General features: G+C 37.6%; 19 protein-coding genes. 5 read left to right on the top strand and 14 right to left on the bottom strand.

The window, feature by feature from the left end; genetic code table 11:
* Positions 1-178: 178 nt before the first annotated feature.
* From N824_RS23880 to N824_RS23850, 7 genes are read right to left on the bottom strand one after another with little or no spacing between them, the layout of a single operon-like run.
* Positions 179-1,531 (bottom strand): alkaline phosphatase family protein, encoded by a 1,353-nt coding sequence (locus N824_RS23880; protein ID WP_048907613.1) that lies wholly within the window; start codon positions 1,529-1,531, stop codon positions 179-181.
* 1 nt (position 1,532) lies between these two features.
* Complete coding sequence (gene eboE / locus N824_RS23875) at positions 1,533-2,741, bottom strand: metabolite traffic protein EboE (protein WP_048907612.1); 1,209 nt, start codon at positions 2,739-2,741, stop codon at positions 1,533-1,535.
* A 2-nt stretch (positions 2,742-2,743) separates the two neighbouring features.
* Entirely contained in the window at positions 2,744-3,922 is a 1,179-nt protein-coding gene (locus N824_RS23870; protein WP_048907611.1) for a 3-dehydroquinate synthase, read from the bottom strand.
* A gap of 16 nt (positions 3,923-3,938) precedes the next feature.
* The gene (gene eboC, locus N824_RS23865) at positions 3,939-4,826 is read right to left on the bottom strand and encodes a UbiA-like protein EboC (protein WP_200869929.1); all 888 of its coding nucleotides are present in this window, start codon (positions 4,824-4,826) and stop codon (positions 3,939-3,941) included.
* A gap of 11 nt (positions 4,827-4,837) precedes the next feature.
* Entirely contained in the window at positions 4,838-5,824 is a 987-nt protein-coding gene (locus tag N824_RS23860; RefSeq protein WP_048907609.1) for a TatD family hydrolase, read from the bottom strand.
* A 10-nt stretch (positions 5,825-5,834) separates the two neighbouring features.
* Entirely contained in the window at positions 5,835-6,545 is a 711-nt protein-coding gene (locus N824_RS23855; RefSeq protein WP_048907608.1) for an EboA domain-containing protein, read from the bottom strand.
* Positions 6,546-6,556: 11 nt separating this feature from the next.
* Positions 6,557-6,931 carry a transmembrane 220 family protein gene (locus N824_RS23850; protein WP_048907607.1) on the bottom strand — a complete coding sequence of 125 codons (375 nt, stop codon included), beginning with the start codon at positions 6,929-6,931 and terminating at the stop codon, positions 6,557-6,559.
* 179 nt (positions 6,932-7,110) lie between these two features.
* On the opposite strand from N824_RS23850, the gene N824_RS23845 reads away from it, so the two are divergent.
* Positions 7,111-7,935 (top strand): ATP-binding protein, encoded by an 825-nt coding sequence (locus N824_RS23845; protein WP_048907606.1) that lies wholly within the window; start codon positions 7,111-7,113, stop codon positions 7,933-7,935.
* Positions 7,936-7,942: 7 nt separating this feature from the next.
* Here the strand turns inward: N824_RS23845 and N824_RS23840 are convergent, their stop codons facing one another.
* The 5 genes from N824_RS23840 to N824_RS23820 form a co-directional block, all read right to left on the bottom strand.
* The gene (locus tag N824_RS23840) at positions 7,943-9,361 is read right to left on the bottom strand and encodes an amidohydrolase family protein (RefSeq protein ID WP_048907605.1); all 1,419 of its coding nucleotides are present in this window, start codon (positions 9,359-9,361) and stop codon (positions 7,943-7,945) included.
* Positions 9,362-9,370: 9 nt separating this feature from the next.
* Positions 9,371-9,973 (bottom strand): ankyrin repeat domain-containing protein, encoded by a 603-nt coding sequence (locus N824_RS23835; RefSeq protein ID WP_235207259.1) that lies wholly within the window; start codon positions 9,971-9,973, stop codon positions 9,371-9,373.
* A 130-nt stretch (positions 9,974-10,103) separates the two neighbouring features.
* Positions 10,104-10,946: a helix-turn-helix domain-containing protein gene (locus N824_RS23830; RefSeq protein ID WP_048907604.1), complete on the bottom strand. Its 843-nt coding sequence runs from the start codon at positions 10,944-10,946 to the stop codon at positions 10,104-10,106.
* 8 nt (positions 10,947-10,954) lie between these two features.
* A complete protein-coding gene (locus tag N824_RS23825) occupies positions 10,955-11,413 on the bottom strand; it encodes a lipocalin family protein (protein ID WP_048907603.1) in 459 nt (152 codons plus the stop codon).
* Positions 11,414-11,455: 42 nt separating this feature from the next.
* Positions 11,456-12,706: a condensation domain-containing protein gene (locus N824_RS23820; protein WP_048907602.1), complete on the bottom strand. Its 1,251-nt coding sequence runs from the start codon at positions 12,704-12,706 to the stop codon at positions 11,456-11,458.
* A gap of 190 nt (positions 12,707-12,896) precedes the next feature.
* Between N824_RS23820 and N824_RS23815 the strand changes: the two genes are divergently transcribed.
* The 3 genes from N824_RS23815 to N824_RS23805 all read left to right on the top strand — a co-directional run bounded on the left by N824_RS23815 (position 12,897) and on the right by N824_RS23805 (position 16,123).
* Positions 12,897-13,244 (top strand): hypothetical protein, encoded by a 348-nt coding sequence (locus N824_RS23815; RefSeq protein ID WP_048907601.1) that lies wholly within the window; start codon positions 12,897-12,899, stop codon positions 13,242-13,244.
* 990 nt (positions 13,245-14,234) lie between these two features.
* A complete protein-coding gene (locus N824_RS32080; protein WP_161662357.1) occupies positions 14,235-14,861 on the top strand; it encodes an AraC family transcriptional regulator in 627 nt (208 codons plus the stop codon).
* Between the two features lie 74 nt (positions 14,862-14,935).
* The gene (locus N824_RS23805) at positions 14,936-16,123 is read left to right on the top strand and encodes a serine hydrolase (protein ID WP_048907599.1); all 1,188 of its coding nucleotides are present in this window, start codon (positions 14,936-14,938) and stop codon (positions 16,121-16,123) included.
* A gap of 77 nt (positions 16,124-16,200) precedes the next feature.
* On the opposite strand, the gene N824_RS23800 is transcribed toward N824_RS23805, so the two are convergent.
* Both N824_RS23800 and N824_RS23795 read right to left on the bottom strand, forming a co-directional pair.
* Positions 16,201-17,643: a TlpA disulfide reductase family protein gene (locus tag N824_RS23800; protein ID WP_048907598.1), complete on the bottom strand. Its 1,443-nt coding sequence runs from the start codon at positions 17,641-17,643 to the stop codon at positions 16,201-16,203.
* 521 nt (positions 17,644-18,164) lie between these two features.
* Positions 18,165-19,262 carry a hypothetical protein gene (locus N824_RS23795; protein WP_048907597.1) on the bottom strand — a complete coding sequence of 366 codons (1,098 nt, stop codon included), beginning with the start codon at positions 19,260-19,262 and terminating at the stop codon, positions 18,165-18,167.
* 240 nt (positions 19,263-19,502) lie between these two features.
* Between N824_RS23795 and lepB the strand changes: the two genes are divergently transcribed.
* Positions 19,503-20,693 (top strand): signal peptidase I, encoded by a 1,191-nt coding sequence (gene lepB / locus N824_RS23790; protein ID WP_048907596.1) that lies wholly within the window; start codon positions 19,503-19,505, stop codon positions 20,691-20,693.
* The last annotated feature ends 112 nt before the right edge of the window (positions 20,694-20,805 follow it).

The following is a 20,805-nucleotide window of genomic DNA, read 5'->3' as shown; positions in this document are numbered from 1 at the left end:
TTCAATTGCCATTGCCTTTTGGATAGACATAGGAATTACATTGGGTAAACCCACTGCCCCAGACAATAGGGCAGCTTTTTTAAGAAAGTCTCTTCTTGAGTCCATAGTGGTTCATTTGTATGTTGTGTGTTTGAACCAAATGTAATAAGAATAGAAATAAGTTGGTAACCCTATAGAATTACCTCTTTAGCGCTTTCCAGATCAAATCATGAATTTCCGTCGCCTGTACATTGCTGTTGTTTAGCTTTTGATCTGTAATTAAAACAGGATGAAACTCCGCAGGGGTGTTGATGCTGCCATGCGAACCCTTAATTAAGGTGGCATCCAATGGAATAACATCCATTACATAACGGAAACCTGCCTTTTTTCTTAATAGTTTGTATGCCGCACGCGGTTTAGAAGACATGAACATTTCAACAGGGTCATATCCTGGTTTTTTATGAATATCTACACACCTGGCATAATCAGGAGCTTTTGCGTCGTCAAGCCAGAAATAATAGGTAAACCAGCTTGCAGGTTCAGCAACCAATACAAAGTCGCCGGCCCTTTCATGGTCCATTCCGTATTTCTTTTTGCCTTCTTTATCTAAAACCATAGCAATGCCAGGAGTGTTTTCAAGAATAGTTTTTACCTGGTCGGTTACTGTTGGATCATTGATGTAAATATGTGCAATCTGATGATCCGCAACCACAAATGCTTTAGAAGCCCCCGCATCTAATAATTCCAAACCTCGCTCTATACGAATCTGTAACAGTCCGTTTTCTCTAAAAATTCTGTTTAAGTGAATCGGTTTGCTTACCGGAACAATACCGTATTCGGATAGAATAATAATATTGGCTGCTTTTTTTTCATAAAATGTTACCAGATCCTTTATCAATTCATCTATCTCACCAAGCTCCTTACTGATTTTATCAAAGTCGCTACCGAATTTTTGTAAACAATAATCCAGATGTGGCAAATATATTAAGGTAAGGGTAGGATTGTAAAGATCCTCGGTAATCATAGATGCATCAGCAATCCATCGGCTAGATTTTATATTTGCACCTGGTCCCCAAAATTGAAAAAGCGGAAACTGACCTAATTTATCCTGTAAAATATCGCGTAGTTCTGCAGGTTCCGAATAGCAATCAGGAAGTTTTCTGCCATCAGCTAAATAATTTGGACGTGGAGTTACACTGTAGTCAGCATTTGAATACATGTTGTACCACCAGAACATATTGGCGCAGGTAAAATCAGGGTCTTCTTTTTTTGCTTTGTCCCAGATCTTCTCTGCAAGTACAAGCTTGTTTGATTGCTTCCAGAATTTGATTTCCGAATCCATATGGTCGTACCATCCGTTCCCGACAACACCATGTTCTGTTGGCTGTTTTCCTGTTAAATAAGTTGATTGTACACTGGTAGTTACTGCCGGTAACATTGGTGCTATTGCTCCAAGGTTTTTATCTTTTATATATTGCTCTAGAAAGGGGGTATGCTTGCCAATAAGGTTCGAGGATAAGCCAACAACATCTATTACTACAGTTTTCTTCATCTTATATGTTCGTTTTAATTACCCAGTTCAGTTCATTACTGATAGATTGGGCAATCGGTAATTTTAATTGCTCCGGTAATACTTCCCAGGTATAAGTTTCTACTTCCAGATGGTCAGTAAAAGGTGCATTCTTTTGAAGTTCCAGAACGGTAGTAATATCATCCTGAGTAGATTGTAACAATCCGATCTCTTTAATTGATATTGGGACATGGAAATGTGCTCTCCATTGCATGGCCTCCTGGTTTTCAAAGTCATTAAGAGCAGGAGTAAGGTCCGAATAACGAATCAGCCCACCATCTTTCTTTAAGGCTACTACCTGATGCAGATAGGTTGGCTCATTAAAGGTCTGAAAGCTGTTCTTTATGATTTCTCTTTCTGCTTCTGATCTATCAAGATTTGCTTTTAAAGCGGCACTGATCTGTATTTTGCCTACTTTAATGCCTTTTGCTTCAAGTTCTTTTAGAACCTCATCATGAGCTTCATAACCTATAGCAAAGTGACAAACATCGTAGCAAAGGCAAAGGTGTTTTTTAATTAATGATTCGGCTTCAATGCCAGGAACATTAAATGAACTTTCAATAGCCGGAATGCCAAGTGGTAGCAGATCTTTCTCAAACCAGTCTATAAATTCTCTTCCGGTTTCCAGTATGCCATCAGGTTCAGGTTCCAGATCAAGGTGCATGATTTTGCCTGTTTGCTCATTAATCTTAATCAGTTCCTTTATAACCTCTATTACATTTAAGGTAGCAGTGTGCTTTGCCTGCGCAAAATCCTCATCAGTCTTAAACCAGTGCCTGTAACTAAGTGGTGATGTAGAAATTCCCCCATTCATACCTTCAGGCAATATGGATTGGAGAATATTAAAAAGTCTGATGGTATATTCTCTTCGCGCGTCTGTTGTCCAATCAGGTGTATGTACATCTTCTTTAACCACAGTACGGTGAAATTCGCCATAAGGGAAACCATTCATGGTAAAAACATAGGCGTCATTTTCCTCAAGCCAGTGCTTAAATTCAGTTAAAGCATCTTCTTTAATCAATTCAAGACTAGAGGTATTAGACAATCTAAGTCCTAGGCCAAGTGGCTCGTTTGGAGAAACCGATTGTTTGATAACAGGAAAATTCTCTTGTAGGGCTTTAAAATCGTCGTCCCAGTTTTTACCCGGATGTATGTTTGTGCAATAAGTTAAATGGCCAGTGTTAACTTTCATTATTAGTGGTTACTTATAGGTAAACCAGCGTGTGTGCTGGTAAAGTTTAAAACATAGTTGCTCGCCTCTATCAATAACTGGTGATCCATCTGATGCACCTCTTTTCCGGTACCCAAATCAGTAAGCAGGGTAATGGTAAGTTTACCCCCAAGATGTTCCTGAAATTCTGTCAATCCACGGAGTATTGGAGATTCAGTATCGTTAATCTGGATAAATGGATTAGAAATATCAAAAGATAGGTGAAGCAGTACACTTAATATGCGCTGTAATTTTTCTTCTGTTAGCATCCCTTTCAGGAAAGAATAGGTGCTATCTAACGCAATACCCATTGCCACAGCTTCACCATGTAAAACGCTGAAATTGCTTAGCTGCTCTAGTTTATGCGCACTCCAGTGCCCAAAATCTAAGGGTCTTGCTGATCCTGTTTCAAATGGATCATCTCCTGCAATATGGTTTAAGTGCAATTGAGCACAACGTTTGATCAAATAGTTCATCGTGTCCAGGTCCCGTGCAACCAATTGTGCCGCATTATCTTCAATCCAGTAGAAGAATTCTGGATCTTTGATAAGTGCCACTTTTACGGCTTCAGAAATACCCGAACGCCAATCTCTATCGCTTAACGTAAGCAAAAACTTGTCATCATTGAATACTGCTGATGGTGGAGCAAAAGTGCCCAGAAAGTTCTTTTTACCATTGTAATTGATGCCGTTTTTAACACCAATGCCAGAGTCGTTTTGCGAAAGTACAGTTGTAGGGATACGGATATGCTTAATACCTCGGTGCGAAACTGCAGCCGCATAGCCAACCAGATCAAGTACAGCGCCTCCTCCAATGGCAGCAATGTACGAATGTCTGTCAATTCCATAAACATTCACTGCTTCAACCAGTTGGTCAAAAAGTGAAGTGTCATTTTTTGATGCTTCTCCGCCCGGAACAATCATGATATCCTTAATCAGCTGCACATCTTTATGTTGCTCAAAGTAAGCTTTAATTGATGGTACAAGGTCAGGATGAGCATCGGCAACACCCTTGTCCAGTACGAAAAATATTTTGCGCAAGGCCTCCGAAGGCTTCTCCTTAAAGAAGTTTGCCAAGATGAGATTGCCTGTATCAAATAGCGAAGCAGTAAAGTATATTTTATACTCAAATTTTACACTAAACGACTGTTCTAAATAACTCATAGTTGAAAATTCCTGACTAAGTAACAGCGAATGCTTTACTTAGTAATATTGATAATGGTAATAAAATAACAATTGATAGGGCTACTTTCCAGTCGGCGAAGACACTAGCCCAGGCAGCGTTCATTAGTATTAATGCAATAACACCTGCTTTTACTGCGTTGCCTATGTTTGGGCCTATTGGATTTTGTATGGCTTTTAACAGCGGTATAAATATCATTAAAGCAAAAGGTACAATAAATACCAATGTGATACGTAAGTCGCCTTTTGTAGTGGCGAAAAAAAGAATGCTGGCTATAACTATAGCATAAAGTACCGCAGCAAAATAAAGCATCTTTTTGTTTCCTCCGTGTACTTCACCTCTGCTAATCATGGTAATTGATGCAATATAGATAATAGGAACAAGGGCTAAAAACCACCATTGTTGTACCTGAGAACTAATAATACTTACACCTAGCAGCAGATTTAATCCACGGCATAGCCCCATATTCAGCGGGCCTAATATGGAATGATGTTTCGCCCACCTGTTATAAGTAAGGCAGGCAATCATAATAGATACTGCAATTACTGATGTTGTTGTGCCAAAAAGGTTGGCCGCCGCAATTCCTATAAAGAAGAATACTGCGCCAAATATGGTAGCTGCCTTCTTGCTAATCAATCCACTTGGGATTGGGCGTTCCGGACGTTCTATCTTATCCAGATCAGCATCATAAACGTCATTAAAGATAATGCCACCACTGTACAAACCTATTGTTGAGATGCAAAGCAGTATAACAGGTAGCTGTAAACTGCTCCATCCTGTTAATGAAAAGGAACCTGAAATAGCTATGCCCGCCAGTACGTCTGCAACCGAAGTAACGACATTTGCAGGCCGCATTAGCCTTATATATCCTAATAGTTTTTTCAATGTATACCTGATTAGGAAATGATGATAGAATTTTTATCTATTCTTGGTTGTTGCCCGCCACGCAAAATCGAATTGCTTTCAAATTTCTGACTTTGATCGATGTTTTTAACTGAAATAAAATCGTTCTCATCAATTTGTCCGCTTTGTACAAATGCCGTTATAGCATTCCTGTAACTCACCAGTTCAATATCAGCAAGGCTAATTCCCGATTTTTTCATTAAGGCCGCAGTTTTAGGTACCGCAAGTGGATCCGAAATGCCCCAGTCTGCTGCTGAGTTGATCATGATTCTTTCCGATCCATATTGTTTTACCACTTCTACCATGCGCTCATTGCCCATTTTGGTAAAAGGATAAATGGTAAATGCAGCCCAGAAGCCTCGGTCAAGAACTTCCTTAACTGTTTCTTCGTTATTATGATCTACAATTACCGAATATGGAGAAAGTCCATGCTCTATCGCAATATCCATACTACGTTGCGTGCCTTTTTTCTTATCTCTGTGCGGTGTGTGAATCTGCACAGGTAATCCTGATTCTTTTGCCAGTTCCAATTGTAAACGGAAATATTTTTCTTCGGCAGCAGTCTGATCATCAAAACCAATTTCGCCTATACCAACTACTCCTTCTTTAAAAATAAAATGAGGAAGTATTTCCATTACCTGTTCTGCCAGTTTTTCGTTATTGGCCTCACGAGAGTTTAGACCTATGGTGCAATAATGCTTAATACCAAATTGTGAAGACCTGAATCTTTCCCAACCAATAAGGCTGCTATAATAATCGGTAAAACTGTCTACTCCGGTACGCGGCTGACCCAACCAAAAAGCCGGCTCTATTAAAGCTACAATTCCTGCATCGGCCATAGCCTGGTAGTCATCTGTAGTACGAGAGGTCATGTGTACATGCGGGTCAAAAAACTTCATCCCGCTGATGTCATTCAAATCAAGAGAAGTTTGAATTTTTTCTCCTTCATTTCTTTCCTGAAAATTATCATTACAGCACATAATTCAAAATTTATATTTTCTGATTCTTTTGTTCTATCAATTTGTATATCTCCGGATTAACAGTTCTGTGGGCGGCTAAACGTTCTTGTACATAGTCGCTTAAAGTATCCGATAATGCCTGGTTTGATCTGTCTTTTAATCCAATGATGTGATTCACATCTTTCTCCGTAAAAAATGCTTTCAGCACCAATTGGTTCCATGCTCCTTCCGAAAGGAAATGAGCTGGGTATGGATTGTGGTACATAATGGCTTCTAATACGGTACCAATATTACTGCGTATTCCATCCTCACATCTGGCAACCCATTCTTCAGCATAAGCTAAAAATGGCAAAGCAGAATAAAGTGCAATTTGCTCGTTCATTTCAGAGCCAATAAATAATCCATTTATCTTTTTGATGTATACGTCCTTATTCTCAGCAGGAACTTGGATTAACAGCCATACCCGCGATAATCTATCAATAGTCCACCCATTTAATGAAAAGCCGGGTAGTAGCTCATTTATTTTTTCCTCATCCTTTTTCTGCAGCTCTATTGGCTGTTTACCAGCCAATCTTGGTAAGTGTGAAAACGTAAGGTTTAATTGTATTGATTTTTCTTCTGTCTTAATCAATTCAACCTTATTCTCCAACCACAATAAGGCATCACCGCTAAGGTTTTGTTTAATGATTTGCAGAAAAAGATCATTAAGGCTTTTTATCCCTTCTATATCTATCAAAAGCATGATGTTCTTTTTTATAAATTGATAGCCACAAAATAGTTAATAACAAGTGCACCACTTATAATCAGAAGGCCAAAAAATTCTCTGGTTTTCTCTATATAAGGTTTGGTGGCCTGCATACTTTCAACTAAGCTTGGGCTTCGGTACTTCATTATCCAGTCACGCACTCCGTCTTTTGCAAAAAAGAGGATGATTGCGTAAATAAGATAGAAAGATATGGCGACAAGGTATACGATAGGAGAAAAAAGATTAAAAATGGCAAATCCACAACAAATGGAAGCCACCATGTAGATAGGCACCCAAAGCCATGAGTCTTTATCATTAAGGTTTACATACGCGAATAGTATAAATGCGATGCAAAAAATAGAGTTTAAAATGCTAAGCAGCATAACAATGAAGATTAAATTTGTGTGTGTATTTAATTAACAAATACAAATAAACAGATAATTAACTCGATTTAATAAGGTCGTATTGTAAAAAAAGAAATAGGGTACACAAAAATATTACTTCTAATGTGTTGGTTTTTATGTAATTTCATTGAAAAAGTCTCTATTTTAAGGAAATTGTTATGAAAAAATTTTTGAGTTTATCTTTTGTAATGTTGTTGGCTCTATGCGTTAATGCACAGCATAAGTTGGAAAAAATATGGGAAACGGACAGTATAATTAATCTGCCTGAATCCGTATTGCCCGATGTTAAGGCAGGAGTAATATATGTTTCAATAATGGGCAATAGTGCTGATAAGAAAGATGGAATTGGTGGGGTAGGTAAATTGGATATGAATGGTAAAGTGATTAATCTGGATTGGATTACCGGCCTCAACTCTCCAAAAGGACTTGCCATACATGGCAATAAAATGTATGTGGCAGATTTGACCGATGTAGTAGTTATTGATATCCCGAAAAACAAGGTTGAGCTTACTATTCCAATTGAAGGATCAGCATTCTTAAATGACATTACAGTTAGCGATAAAGGCGTGGTGTATGTCTCAGATTCTAAAACAAAAAAAATCCACCAGATCACCAACAATAAAGATGTCGTTTACATGGAAAATATTGATGGGGTAAATGGGCTCAAAGCAGTTGGCGACGATCTTTATATCGCTGGAGGAGGCAAAAACCTTTTAAAAGCCAATGCAAAAAAAGAGATGATCAAGATAGCGGGGTTGCCTTTTGGTGGAGATGGAATTGAACCAATTGGCAATGGTGATTTCTTGTTTTCATGCTGGGGTGGTTATATCTATTATGTATTTGCTAATGGTACTTCTGAACTATTGCTGGATACTCATCTGGAAAAGAAAAATACCGCTGATATTGGTTATGATCCCGTTAAAAAAATAGTTTATATCCCCACTTTTTTTAAGAAGAGTGTAATGGCATACCAGTTAAAATAGACTCTTTCTATTGGGCACTTAACTGCTTAACTTGTTCAAGCATATCATCAAGGGTCTTTCTGTTAAGTACTTTGCCTGCTTTAATTACAGTGAAAATCTTTTGAGTAGCACTTATGTTGCTCAAAGGATTTTCGTCAAGTAATAATATATCTGCTTTTTTGCCCGGAGCAATGCTTCCATACTCTTTTTTGCCAAGAAAATCTGGTGAATTGATAACAGATGCTTGCAAAGCTTGTAACGGAGTTAAACCATATTTCACAAGCAATTCTAATTCTTTATGAAGGCCAATACCAGGATATACATAAGAATTTAAATAACCCGCATCCGTACCGGCCAATATTTTTACACCAGCTTTTTGCAGAAGTGGGAGCGTGGTTACGGTTTTTTCAAACAGCTGATGTCTGAAAGCAACAGCTTCTGCGTCATCTTGCTCAACTCTTTTTACACGGCCTTCATAAGTTTTCTGTAGCCCTTTTCCTATATACTGCAGGTAGCTGTCATTTTTATGATTGTCTTTCTCAAAATAGGTAAGGATATAGTTTAGGGAAAGTGTTGGCGTAACATACATGCCATGTTTAGCCATATTTCTATAAGTTGATAAGGCAGCTGTTTCGTCAAAAGTATCCATTACCTTTTGGTTAAATGCTTTACCTTTCAGAGTGCCTGCGGCAACTTCAGCTGAGATCTCTTTTTCTACTTTTGATCCGGCTTTAAGGGCATAGCTCAAATGTTCGACAGAGCTTAAACCAGCATTTGCTATTTGCTCCATTGTTAAGGCACTTGGGATGTGTGCCGACACCCGATATCCATGCTTACGGGCTAGTTTTATAGCTTCTAAAAAGAGATCTGGCTTTAACGTATTATCTGTTATTTTAACAAAATCAACACGCATTTTTTGTAAAGAATCCAGGGCTTGCGCTATCTCTTTAGTATTTCCAACTTCAATATCACCTTTCCAAACAGATTTATACCCCTCTAGTTTAGGTCCAGATGTGAAAATGGATGGACCAAGCAGTTTTCCGGCAGCAATTTCATCTCTCCATTGTAATACACTGGGGCTAATATCGGCTGCTGCATCACGTACCGTTGTAATGCCATAAGCCAGAAATAGCGGTAATAGGTTCTTATTTTCATTGATTAAAGAATCGCCACCACCAAAGTGCATGTGCATATCCCAAAGGCCCGGCATCAGATACTTGCCTTTTGCATCCAATATTTGTTTTGAATTGTATCCGCTGATTAGCTTTTCGTTGAACACGTTAATGATCATCCCATCTTTAATAGCTACGGCCTTTCCGGAAATTATTTTGCCTGTTTTAACATCAATGATATTTGCTGATTTGATAATTATATCAGCCTCTTTTTTTTGTGAAAATGCACAAGAGATTGTTAAAAGGAAAGCGATAGAGAATATTAGTTTTTTCATCAGGAAGGATTATTTCTTAGCTGCCTCTTCGAGAACAGCTGTTATTTCTTTAAAATTTCTTTTTTTGGCGTGGCTAATTGCATCAACGCCGTCTTTATCTTTAATGCTAATGTCGCAGCCAGCGTTTACCAGAAGCTGAACAATTTTTACATACTTATCGCTTCCATCACCTAAAATAACGGCTTCCAGCAATGCTGTCCAGCCTAATCTATTTATATGATCAATAGGATAGTTTTTGTCTTTTAGTAATTCAGTAACTATTGCAATATGGCCCCTTTCGCATGCCGGTATCAACGCAGTACCGTTATACCGGTTAAACACTTTATAATTCGCTCCCGCTTTTAAGCAAAGCTGAAGTATTTCGAGATAACCTGAAGCCCCAGCGTATAGAAAAGGGCTGTTTAGCATATTGTCTTGTTGGTTTACATTGGCTCCGGCATCGATCAGCATTTTTGCAAGTATAATACGATTGCCATAAGTGGCATTCATCAAAGGTGTTTCTCCTTTGCTGTTGCGCAGTTCAGTGTTCTTATTTACAGAAAGCCATTGCGATAGCTTAGTGCTGTCGTTTGCCGCTATGATTTTAAAAACCTCTAATTCGTTTTGTTCCATGTTTTTTTTCTGCGAACAAGCATTCATTGCAATGCAAGTAAGGATGATGACAGATAAGATTCGGAAATTCATATGCAAATTTACTTCTTAAAGCCTCAGCTAAATAGGACTGATTATCACAATAAGGGTACTAATTATTTGTTTTTCGAAATTGTTGGGGACTAACGTTCGTGTTTTTTCTGAAAAACCTGGAGAAATAAGAGGTATCGTTAAACCCCAGAGAATAGGCAATTTCTTTAATATCAAGGTTTGTTAATGTCAGCATTCGTTTTGCTTCAAGCAAAATTCGCTCTCGAATAAGGTCTCCGGCAGTTATTCCTGATTTCTTCCTGCAAATTTGATTAAGATAATTAGCAGTAACATGTAGCTCTTCGGCATAAAACGATACCTCACTTCGGGCGGGATAATGCTGGTCGAGAAGTGTGAGGAAATTATTAATCAGACGATTGTCGGTAGTAGAGTCCTGCAGATCAAAACAGTCTGAATACCATCTTTTCAATAAGATCAGTACAATTTGTAACCTGGTTTGAATTAATTCAGTTTCAAATTGCCCTGGGGTAGTCAATTCCTTTAATATTTGCTCTAGCTCCTGAACAAGATCCTGATATTGATCATTTTTAAGATGAAGAACAGGGGAGGCAGACAAGTTAAAAAATGGCAACCGCAAACTCCCCGGAAGCATAAACTTCTGCGAAAACATTAACTGATAACCCGATGTTTTTTCAGAGAGCTCCCATTGATGGGCCTGTCCGGGTGCAAGAAAAAACACCATTTTGTTATTAACGTTGTGCTCTTTAAAATCTATAGTATGAGTGCCACTACCTTGATCTATAATAAGGAGCATATAAAAATCATGCTTATGCGCATGCGGAATAGAGGGCATATTGATGGGTGTATGACGCAATAACTTAAAGTCTTCCCCTGTGTAAGGAAGTTTAAAGATCTGTTCAATGCCCACTGTAGGTAATAACATACCTTATCCTAGTGTAACTTAACGTAGGTTTCTACAATCTCATGGTTAACATTCAGACTGTCTATTTTTTCAATGCCACGTTGCACTAATGTATCATTGCTTATTTTTAAAGTAAAACTGAATTTTAAATTTTCCCAATCTCTAAAGCTGCAGTATTGAAGATGTTCCTCGTATTTATCTCCATTTAATGTATATGTGCCGCTACCTGCATCGAAAATAGCTCCTTTTCCCTTTCCCTTGTTAACATCATGCTTGAAAAAAGAAAAATGTGTATCATTAAATTCTTTAATCATCTCCTGATTTTCTACGGGGAAAGTATTTAGGGTATCACCTTTGGTTATCACTTTTGCGGATACAAGTTTCCAGGTTCCATTTATAGATTGCTCTGATGTTTTTTTGGCTTCTGGTTGCCCAGAACATGAGGCTAATGTAACTGCAGAAAGGATGATTAATTTTAATAGTTTCATGGTTTTATCTCGTTAGTTTCAACGTTATTTAAATATAAATAATTATTTTATGATCATACTCAATGCACTCTCTTTTAAGGCCAACGCATCTTCCCGTTTTATAAAATGCTCATCAGATGTGAAAACTAAATCAATTTGCCCTTTAAAATAAGTTGTAAATAGAGTTGTTGGATTACCGAAAGGAAAAATTGTTGAAGGGGATTGCAAAGATTCGATTTCAAGGGCGCCATATTTCTCGCTGATGCTTACCTTTCCCAGGTTTGAAAGGGTAAAATCATGGGCTCCTTTATCAGCCTTGGCATATCTGGTCATTCTGGGTAAAGAAGGCAAAAGGCACTCGCTGTATAGCAATACGGTATTTACATTCATCTCATCTATTTTTTTTGCCAGGCCATTTTTAAATTCATGGATTTGGTTCCAAAAACTATTCGTTTTCTTGTTCGATAGATTGAGCCCAACCATTGCCGGAAAAGCAAAGAGCATATTGCTTTTAACTTCTGGCAGGAATTTCCGCATGTCTACTGCACAATAAAGTCTGGAGTGCGATTTTATGGTTTTAATTTCTTTAAACCCTCTTAAAAATGACACACTTAGCGCATCGTGAACAGAAGCCCTTTCAGATTTGCATTTTTCAATAATTAGCGAAGATTCCTCTTTGCAAAGTTTCCAATGTAAAAAAAATGGTTTTTCTCTTTTAATCTCTTTTTTAAAGGCCACGGCAAGTAAGGCAAGTTTTGCAGCTTTAGAAAATAATTGAATCTTTAATTTGTTTGCGTTGCTTTCCCTAATTTCGGGAGGAATAAAATCCTGTATAGAGGAAAAGGATTTATAAGCACCTATTTCTTTTTCAGGATCGGCTAACAAAGACAATGTTTCGTCCATAAGATTCAGGATAGATCTGCCATCACATATGCAATGATGGCCAACAACAATCAGGTCCGAAACGCTTTCTGATTTTAACCACACCAACCTAACCAAAGTATCATTCTTAGTGTTAAATGGAGTAAGGCATTCTGTGATAGATTCCTTTTCCCAATCCTTGTCTGTTTGTCGGATAACTACACGCACAGCAATTCTTTGAATTGGACTCTGCCCAACAAAATAAGGAATGCCCGCCTCGTCTTCCCAAACATTACTGCTCAGCAGCGGATGCCTGGCCTGAATTTTTAACAGTGAGGTATGTAGGTCAGATTCCTGAACTTCACCTTTAATTGTAACAGAGGAAACAACATTTACAGCTGTTTTACCACCGGCATACATGGTCCCTTCAATTAAAGATAGTTTTCTTTTCATTTCAACTAGTTGCTCAGTTATTAGTAAAAGTACTAATAATGAGAACTAAATAATTGATAAGTTATATTATTTTTATATGGAATAATTCGCCTGTGCATGGTGGCTACACCTTATATCGATACTATTTTTCAAAAGTCCATGTCTAGTCCATGTTTTTCTGATAAAAACATGGGCTTATACTGTAACTTGAATGAAATTACATTGTGAGGTGGTACTGGTAATGATAAAGGAGTGTTTAACCGAGAGGGATGCTATAAAAACAAAAAACCTTTCGATTGACCTAAAGGGTTTAAATGGTGGTACTCCACTTGATCTTTCGAGTCAATTCCTACATGAAGTTGGTCTATGGAGGGATATTGATTATTTTAATTTTTTAGATTTTGCTAAGAAATCTAGTGTTTATAAGAGAGCAAGTAGACCGTTCATTCCCGTAGTGATCTTTTTGCGTGGCAATTATGATCCATTTGATCTTTATATAAGGTTTGCCGGTAAACTCAGGACCTTTTTAGTTCTGACGTTACAATGTCAGCTATTTTAATTTAATTTTAAGAATATGCTTTTTAACTTCTAATATACTATCAAGTGTTCTGATAGAGAAAGTTGTTCGGTTTCTAGTACCTTTTTTATTAAGTGCCTGATAGTCATTAATATTTCGCGCCTTGATTCAGTTCGCGATAGCATTAAATATAGCTCCAACCAAATTCGGAGCTATTAAGGGGATGGAGGGGATTATTGGCCAGTGACTAACAGCTATTGGATCATAAATTAAACAATCAAGCTGCCTGTCTTGCCCATACTTGACGGCTCACACAAACGGCGACCATAGCTGACGGCGGCGCTGATGTACATATTTCCGGATGGGTCGAAAGTTATGTCGGTATAGCTCATGTTGGGGAACGAAAACGTACCTGTAAGATCATAAAACTCTGAGGAATTTAATGCTTTGTTTACCATGAATAATGGGCCAAATGTACAGCTACCACCTGACGCGACCGTGCCGTTATTATTGGATAAAGAAAGATCGTATCCGAGAATATTAATATATTCGCATTGAATGATCAACCTTAATCCAGAAACACTTGTATCTGCAATAATCTGCGTAAATTTTTTCTCTATTGGTCTTTACACATTTCTGATAAGACAAAATCGCAGCAAGACTGCTAGCCTTTTTCTCTTGTCGTTTTGCATTTCTCTTGGTTTAAATCAGTTATATGATTTATTGGTTTTCAATGGGGTCTACGGGAACTACTTTCGGTTTCTGGATGAATTTTCGCTGCTTATTGCTTTCTCATCACTCTATTTTTATATTGCTTCCCTGACCCAAAACTTGTTCCGTTTTCAGAAAAAACATATTGTTCATTTAATACCTATTCTTATATTTCTATTAATCTGGGTATTTCCATTACCCATTATAGAACAGTATCACAATATTTCTTTTTTAAGAATTTTATACAAATATTATAATAACATCCAGGGAATAATTTACGTGTTCCTCATTAATGGTCTCGTAAATCAGCATCAACAAATCTTGAAGGATCTTACCTCTACAGCTCGGGAAAACGACCTTAACTGGGTAAGAATAATGGTGATTTTATTGTTGATTGTCATCGTCTTCTGGACATTAAGTGGTTTCGAAAAAGATTGGCTTAATCTGACAGGGTACAGCCTTTTAATTTTCAGTTATTGGCTCGGTTATCATATTATAGCACAAAAAGGCATTTACAGAAGCATGCTGCCGGAGCTTGAGGTAGCGGAACTAAAACAAAGAGAAAAGAGGTACAAAAATTCAACCCTATCTGTTCTGGAGAAATCCGAAATGGTTGAACATGTTAAACACTTAATGGAGACCGAGAAGCCATACCTTAATAACGAGCTTACGCTTACTTCTTTGGCGGATAGATTACAAATGAAACCTATTCATCTTTCGCAGGTATTGAATGAAGAGTTTAAGGAGAACTTTTACTCCTTCATTAACAGGTACCGAGTAAATGAAAGCAAAAAAATGTTACTTGAGTCGAGATACTCTCATTACAATATTCTTGGGATAGCTCTTGAATCCGGTTTTAATTCAAAAACAACCTTTAACAAGGCTTTTAAAGAGAACACAGGGATCTCTCCTTCCGAATTTCAACGTACTTCAACACGTGCGTCTTAGCTTAGACGGGCGATTGGCACACACATATTATCCATTTTCACACTATTAATTAGTGTAAAACAAATAATAGAACAATGAGATTTCTTAAAATTCTTTCTCTCCTTATGGTGTTATTTCCAGGCGTTGTGATTGCACAAACTACTGTTGACTCACTGACGTATCATCTTAATGAATACCTGCATAAAAAGGATTTGCCGGGTTTTGCAGTGGTCATTCTAAACAATAAAGGGCCAATATATCAGAAAGGATTTGGATACGCCGACATTAAGAATCAAAAAACATTTACGCCAAAAACCATCCAGAATATAGGCTCGGTAAGTAAAACAGTTGTTGCGGTTGCGCTAATGAAAGCGATTGAATTAAATTATTTTACGCTGGAGACAGACATCAATGAGATACTACCTTTTAAAGTGGTAAACCCTTATTGCCCGAATCAGGTAATCAGAGTTAAGGACCTCACTACCCACACTTCCGGAATTATCGATAATGAGGACATGTTTAACAGGACCTACCGTTTCTGGAAGTCATCTGATTTAGACCCAATACTAGGTCAGTTCATGAAAGCGCATGGATATACATCAGATCTTGAGGATACAACGCTACAAACTTTCTTAAAGTCTTACTTAATTCCGACGGGAAAATTATACAGCGCTAAAAATTTTTATGACAGCGAACCGGGAAAACGTGCAAGCTATAGCAATGTCGGGTCCGCATTGGCGGCTTATCTTATTGAGGTCAAGTCAGGCATGTCATTTCCTGCGTTTACGGAAAAATATGTTTTTGGACCTCTCAAAATGCATCATTCTGACTGGTATTTAACTAGAAGGAATTTAAAACAACATTCGGTTCCTTATTTCAGCAAACAAATGGCTTTTCCATATTATACATTAACAACCTATCCAGATGGGGGGCTCAGAACTTCAGCACTGGATCTAAGTAAATACCTCCTGGAAATGATCCGTGGCCTAAATGGTAATTCGAAAATACTTACCAAAGAATCTGTTAAAACCATGTTTAAACCTGTCTTTACGGCAGCTACCGTACCTGCTAATATGAACCTTCAAACACGTAATAAAGGAGTATTTTGGAATATTTACAACGACGGATATATCGGTCATGACGGGGACGATCCGGGAGTTACCACCAATATTTTGTTTAATGATCATGTCGGTATTGTTTTCTTGACCAATATTTACCTGAAAGACAGGACAGATATATTGAAGATCCTGAAAAAATATGGGGAAAGACTAGTAAAAAAATAATCTAAAGACTGGATATGTTGCTTGTATGTTGAGTTCCTCTTAATCATCATGAGGGTGCTTTGCGAACTAAATTGAGACTATTTGCTCTTTTCAACTTTTAAAGCTTTATCCAGATCATTTGCTCCATCTCCTGCTAATTGGTATAATCCCGGGGCATTATTATTGATTATTTTGCCTTCTTTGTCAATTAACACATAATGCGGAATGGCATTGATGTTATAATCTTTACAGACCTGATTGGTTGTCCACCCTTCTGCAACAAGGTTCACTCCATCGAGTTTTAATTCCTTTACCTTATTTGTCCAGGTGCTACCTTTTTGATCCACACAAATGTTTAGAAATACTACATCTTTGTCTTTATATTTCTCATGCACCTTTGTTCCGCTTTCTTTGATATCGCTAATGCAGGGGCCACAGTATACACCCCAGAAATCAATATAAACCACTTTGCCTTTAAAATCATTTAGCGAAATTGATTTACCTTTTATATCCTTCAGGGTAAATACGGGCGCTGGCTGTCCGGGCGCTAACTTACTAGCGTTGCTATAAAATGTTTTGACCGTATCAAGGTAAGCGGGTATACTTCCTTGTACCAGATAGTCCTCATAAACTGCCTTAACATCTTTAAAATCATAGTGCTCAAAACCAAGCATTATCGCTTTTGCCGAAAACCAGTCTCTAATAGGAATGATATTTAAAAAAGCCTGTCCGGACTGATAGTCTTTTTTTGTAGGATTGAACGCAGCATAACCGGAGCCATTTAATGCTGTGTAATATTTAAAAGGTTGGTAAAACCGCACCTGATCAAAGAGAAAATCGCGGTAAGGTGCGGATTGTATGAAAATTTCTTCCGATAAGTAAGTATGGTCAAATTTAGTATACTCAGGACTGGAGTAGCGGTCGTCTGTTTTGAGCTTATATACATTCAACAAGTTGCCACGTAATCCCCTTAATAATCCCACATGTTTAAAGTATGCATCATAAAAAATCTTAGTGATGCTGTATTTGGTATGGGGGGCACTAAATATGATGTTTAATTCTGCATTGTATGCGTCATTAATTAACCTATATTTAGAAGAATCTGCAAGCTTTTTTTCTTCATACAGTTTCCTATTCAAATCAAGAAAGGGTTGTCTTCTCTCGTTATAAATCGCCATCATGATAGACAAATCCTGAGTGCGCTCTGGCGATGGACTATTGATTTTGAAGCTGTTTTTGAAATTCTTTTGATCCCAATTCACTTCTATGGTGTCACCAGGAACAGCAAAAGCAGTGATGGCATCATTATTCAGATACAGATAAAAGTCCTGAATACCATCTATGTAAATGTGTTTAGAAAAATTACCTTTTTTATCCACTAATACAGCATTCACAGTATTGTTAAAATACCCTGTAGTGGCCAATTCAAAAAAGGTATCATCAAAATTCTTTACATTTCCTTTAAGTAGGAAGCTAGTGGTTTTTTGAGCAAAGCAGCTAACCGCGATTAAGAAAACACACAAGAAGGATATTAATTTCATTAAGAGCGATAATTAAGAAGCGAAATTCTGTGTTTGGTTAATTGTTCCGAATTGCCGGCCTTCAAGTATAATTTTAGGGCGGTTGATGCGGACTATTAAATATCGTAATTTAATTTCAAATTTCAGATAAAGAAGGCACAATTGTTATTTCGGAGAAAGCGGCTGGCCGTTGCAACGCTAAGGAAGCTTATTGCAGATATCACAAAAGTTTTAAAACAGTCAAAAAAATGGACAACTCGGAATTATCGAGGTTGTCCATTATGGTGGTTCCCCGTTTGATTATTTCGAATCAATTCCTGTTTGAAGTAGGTTTATGGAGGGATATTGAATTATTTTAGTTTTTTAGATTTTGCTAAGAATTTTAGTGTTTATGGGGAGGTAAGTAGGGTGTTCATCCCCGTAATGATCTTTTTGGAAGTTTTAATCCGTCACTTAATAATGAAGGTCATTTCGACACAACCAATTTGTTACTTAATTAACCACGTATTTGTTTTCTTTATAAGGAACTACCCTCTCGAAATCTATTGGAGGATAATTACTTCAACTCCTTCTTTTATCTTGTCTTGACTTTTTCCGGTTATTTCACTCACTTTTTTTATGAAATTGCTGCTTGTGATTTCCCTATTGTAATAGAGTTTATAAAAATATTCCAGTCCGTAATTGTCTATCAGATACTTGCAGAAAACAGCTGCAAAGGTGTAGGTTAAGCTGCTGTTGTATTGTTGTTCCACTTTTCTTTCATACAAGTTGTCGAAAGTACATTTTCCAGTTTTGTAGCAAGCTTTAAGTTCTGCTAATCCCATTTCATAGCTGGTCTGACCTTTGTTCGTGCCGCCATATAGGGTGGCGATTCCTTCCTGCATAAAGAAGCAGTTTGCACTTGACCGTAAAATCGCATGAACGAACTCATGTTTATAACTCGGATTGTCATTTATAGCCACCACGTATCCTTCAGGGATATTAGTATAACCTGTCAAGCCCCCATTCCAGATCACAATGTTGGAGAGGTTGTTTAATTCTTCCTCGCTGGAACACATGTAATAAGCTATAGGTCTAATAAGAGGCGGCTGTTTAAGTTTTGCATATAAGGAATCAACTTGCTCGCTTGCCTGATGCAGCTTTTTCTCATCAACTGTATAAAAAGGCGACACGTAGAAGACCAGGTTTCTGGTGGTGTATTTTTTGAATCGCTGCACGTCATAGTCCTTACAGTTGTCCAAATAAAACTTGTTACCGGTCCTCACGATATAAAATTTATAGACATTTGTATAATCATCTTCTATTTTCTCCGGTCTGGCTTTGGCCAGAATTTTAACATAGGAAAGGGTATCGTTAATGTTTTGTAATTCCGATAGCTCAAGTTCAAACCGTTCTGTGATTTGTTTTGGTGTATAGGCACTCCATATCCAATCCATGGTATAGTTGTAAACTTTTTTGTCCTTGTATTTTGGATGCCACATTTCCTTACTGATGGTGTCTTGTTGCATATAAGTGTTAAGGAATTGATATAGCGCTAAATTTTTGCGCTGCGTAGTATCTATTTTGACAGGCACCTTTATCTGGGCATTCAATTGGCAACAGGCGAAAAGAATGAGTAAGAGGCCGATGACGGTTTTCATGATGCGCTTGATTCTAGTCAGCTAAATTAGACTTTTATTTAAAATTTGTGACGAGATGGATGAATTAGTAGGAGAGCTGAGCTTGTGTATTGAAAAATATTTTAATGGGAATTCCGACAGTATAGGCATCAGATTTATTAGACGCATGTAATTGACTGCTGTAACAATGTAATTGTTTCTAGCTCTAAAAATCTTTTACCACAAATTGTTTTATCATTTAAATCTTACTGACTATTAGGAATGAATTGGAAATTTTCTCTGAAAAGACATGGTGCAGATCAAAAGAAAAAAACGAAAAAAAGAGAATGGTTTGATGCCATCATCTTTGCTGTCATTGCGGCAACTTTAATCAGGGTCTTTTTTATTGAAGCTTATACCATTCCAAGTGGTTCAATGGAGAAATCTCTTTTGATTGGCGATTATCTTTTTGTAAGCAAAGTGAATTATGGCGCGAGAATTCCAATGACACCTGTTGCCTTCCCGTTTGCGCATCATTCTATGCCAGTTACAGGAACGAAAGCTTATTGGGACGGTGTGCAGTGGAAATATAGACGTTTACCGGGTTTTTCTGATATCAAGAGAAATGACGTGGTGGTTTTCAATTTGCCTGTCGGGGATACAGTAGCGCTGGAGAACCAGGAGCCTAGTTATTACAATTTAGTCAGTCAAATGGGTTGGAGTGCGGTTCATAGTCAATATACGATCACGAGCAGACCGGTAGATAAAAGAGAAAATATCATCAAGAGGTGCATAGGGATTCCCGGGGATATAGTCAGCATGAGCGCTGGTGTGGTAAGTGTGGATGGCAAAAAAGAACCATTGAAAAATACTGGGAAAATGCCATATAGAATCCAGTTTAAAACCACTAATGTGAATTTCGAGGTTTTTAAAGAATTGGGTTTTACGGTTAGTGAAATGCAAGAGCTGAATGCCTCTACCTATATTGTTTATGCTACTCTGGAAATGATTGCCGAATTAAAAAAGTTTGATTTTATAAAGTCTGCTGATTTAGAAGTGAAATCCGATGCAGTAGATGATGGTGATCTCTTTCCGCTTGATCCTCACCGGAAATGGAACATTGATAACTTTGGACCTATAAAAATTCCGGCCAAGGGCTTGACTGTTCAACTAGATAGTAATACGATGCCATTATACTACAGGGCGATTAGAACCTATGAAGGAAACAAGGTGGAAAAGAAAGGAGGCAGCTGGTATATCAACGATAAACCAGCAGCTTCTTATACCTTTAAAATGAATTATTATTGGATGATGGGCGATAATCGACATAATTCTACAGATTCTCGTTATTGGGGTTTTGTGCCTGAAGATCATATTGTTGGTAAGGCACTCTTTATTTGGATGAGCTGGGACAAAGAGGCTTCTTTTTTTCATAAGATCAGATGGGACAGGTTGTTGCGAGGGATTAAATAGATTTTATGACCATGAAAACTACTGAATTGAGAGTTAATTGGTCACATAAGTCCTCCATCGAAAGAATTACTTTGGAAGAATAGCCTCTAGGCTGTGAAAAAATCGTTAGCAA

The sequence above is a fragment of the Pedobacter sp. V48 genome (assembly GCF_000523515.1).
Taxonomy (GTDB): Bacteria; Bacteroidota; Bacteroidia; order Sphingobacteriales; family Sphingobacteriaceae; genus Pedobacter.
The sequence above is the reverse complement of the archived record's forward strand: the minus strand, read 5'-3'. Positions and strand labels throughout refer to the sequence as shown.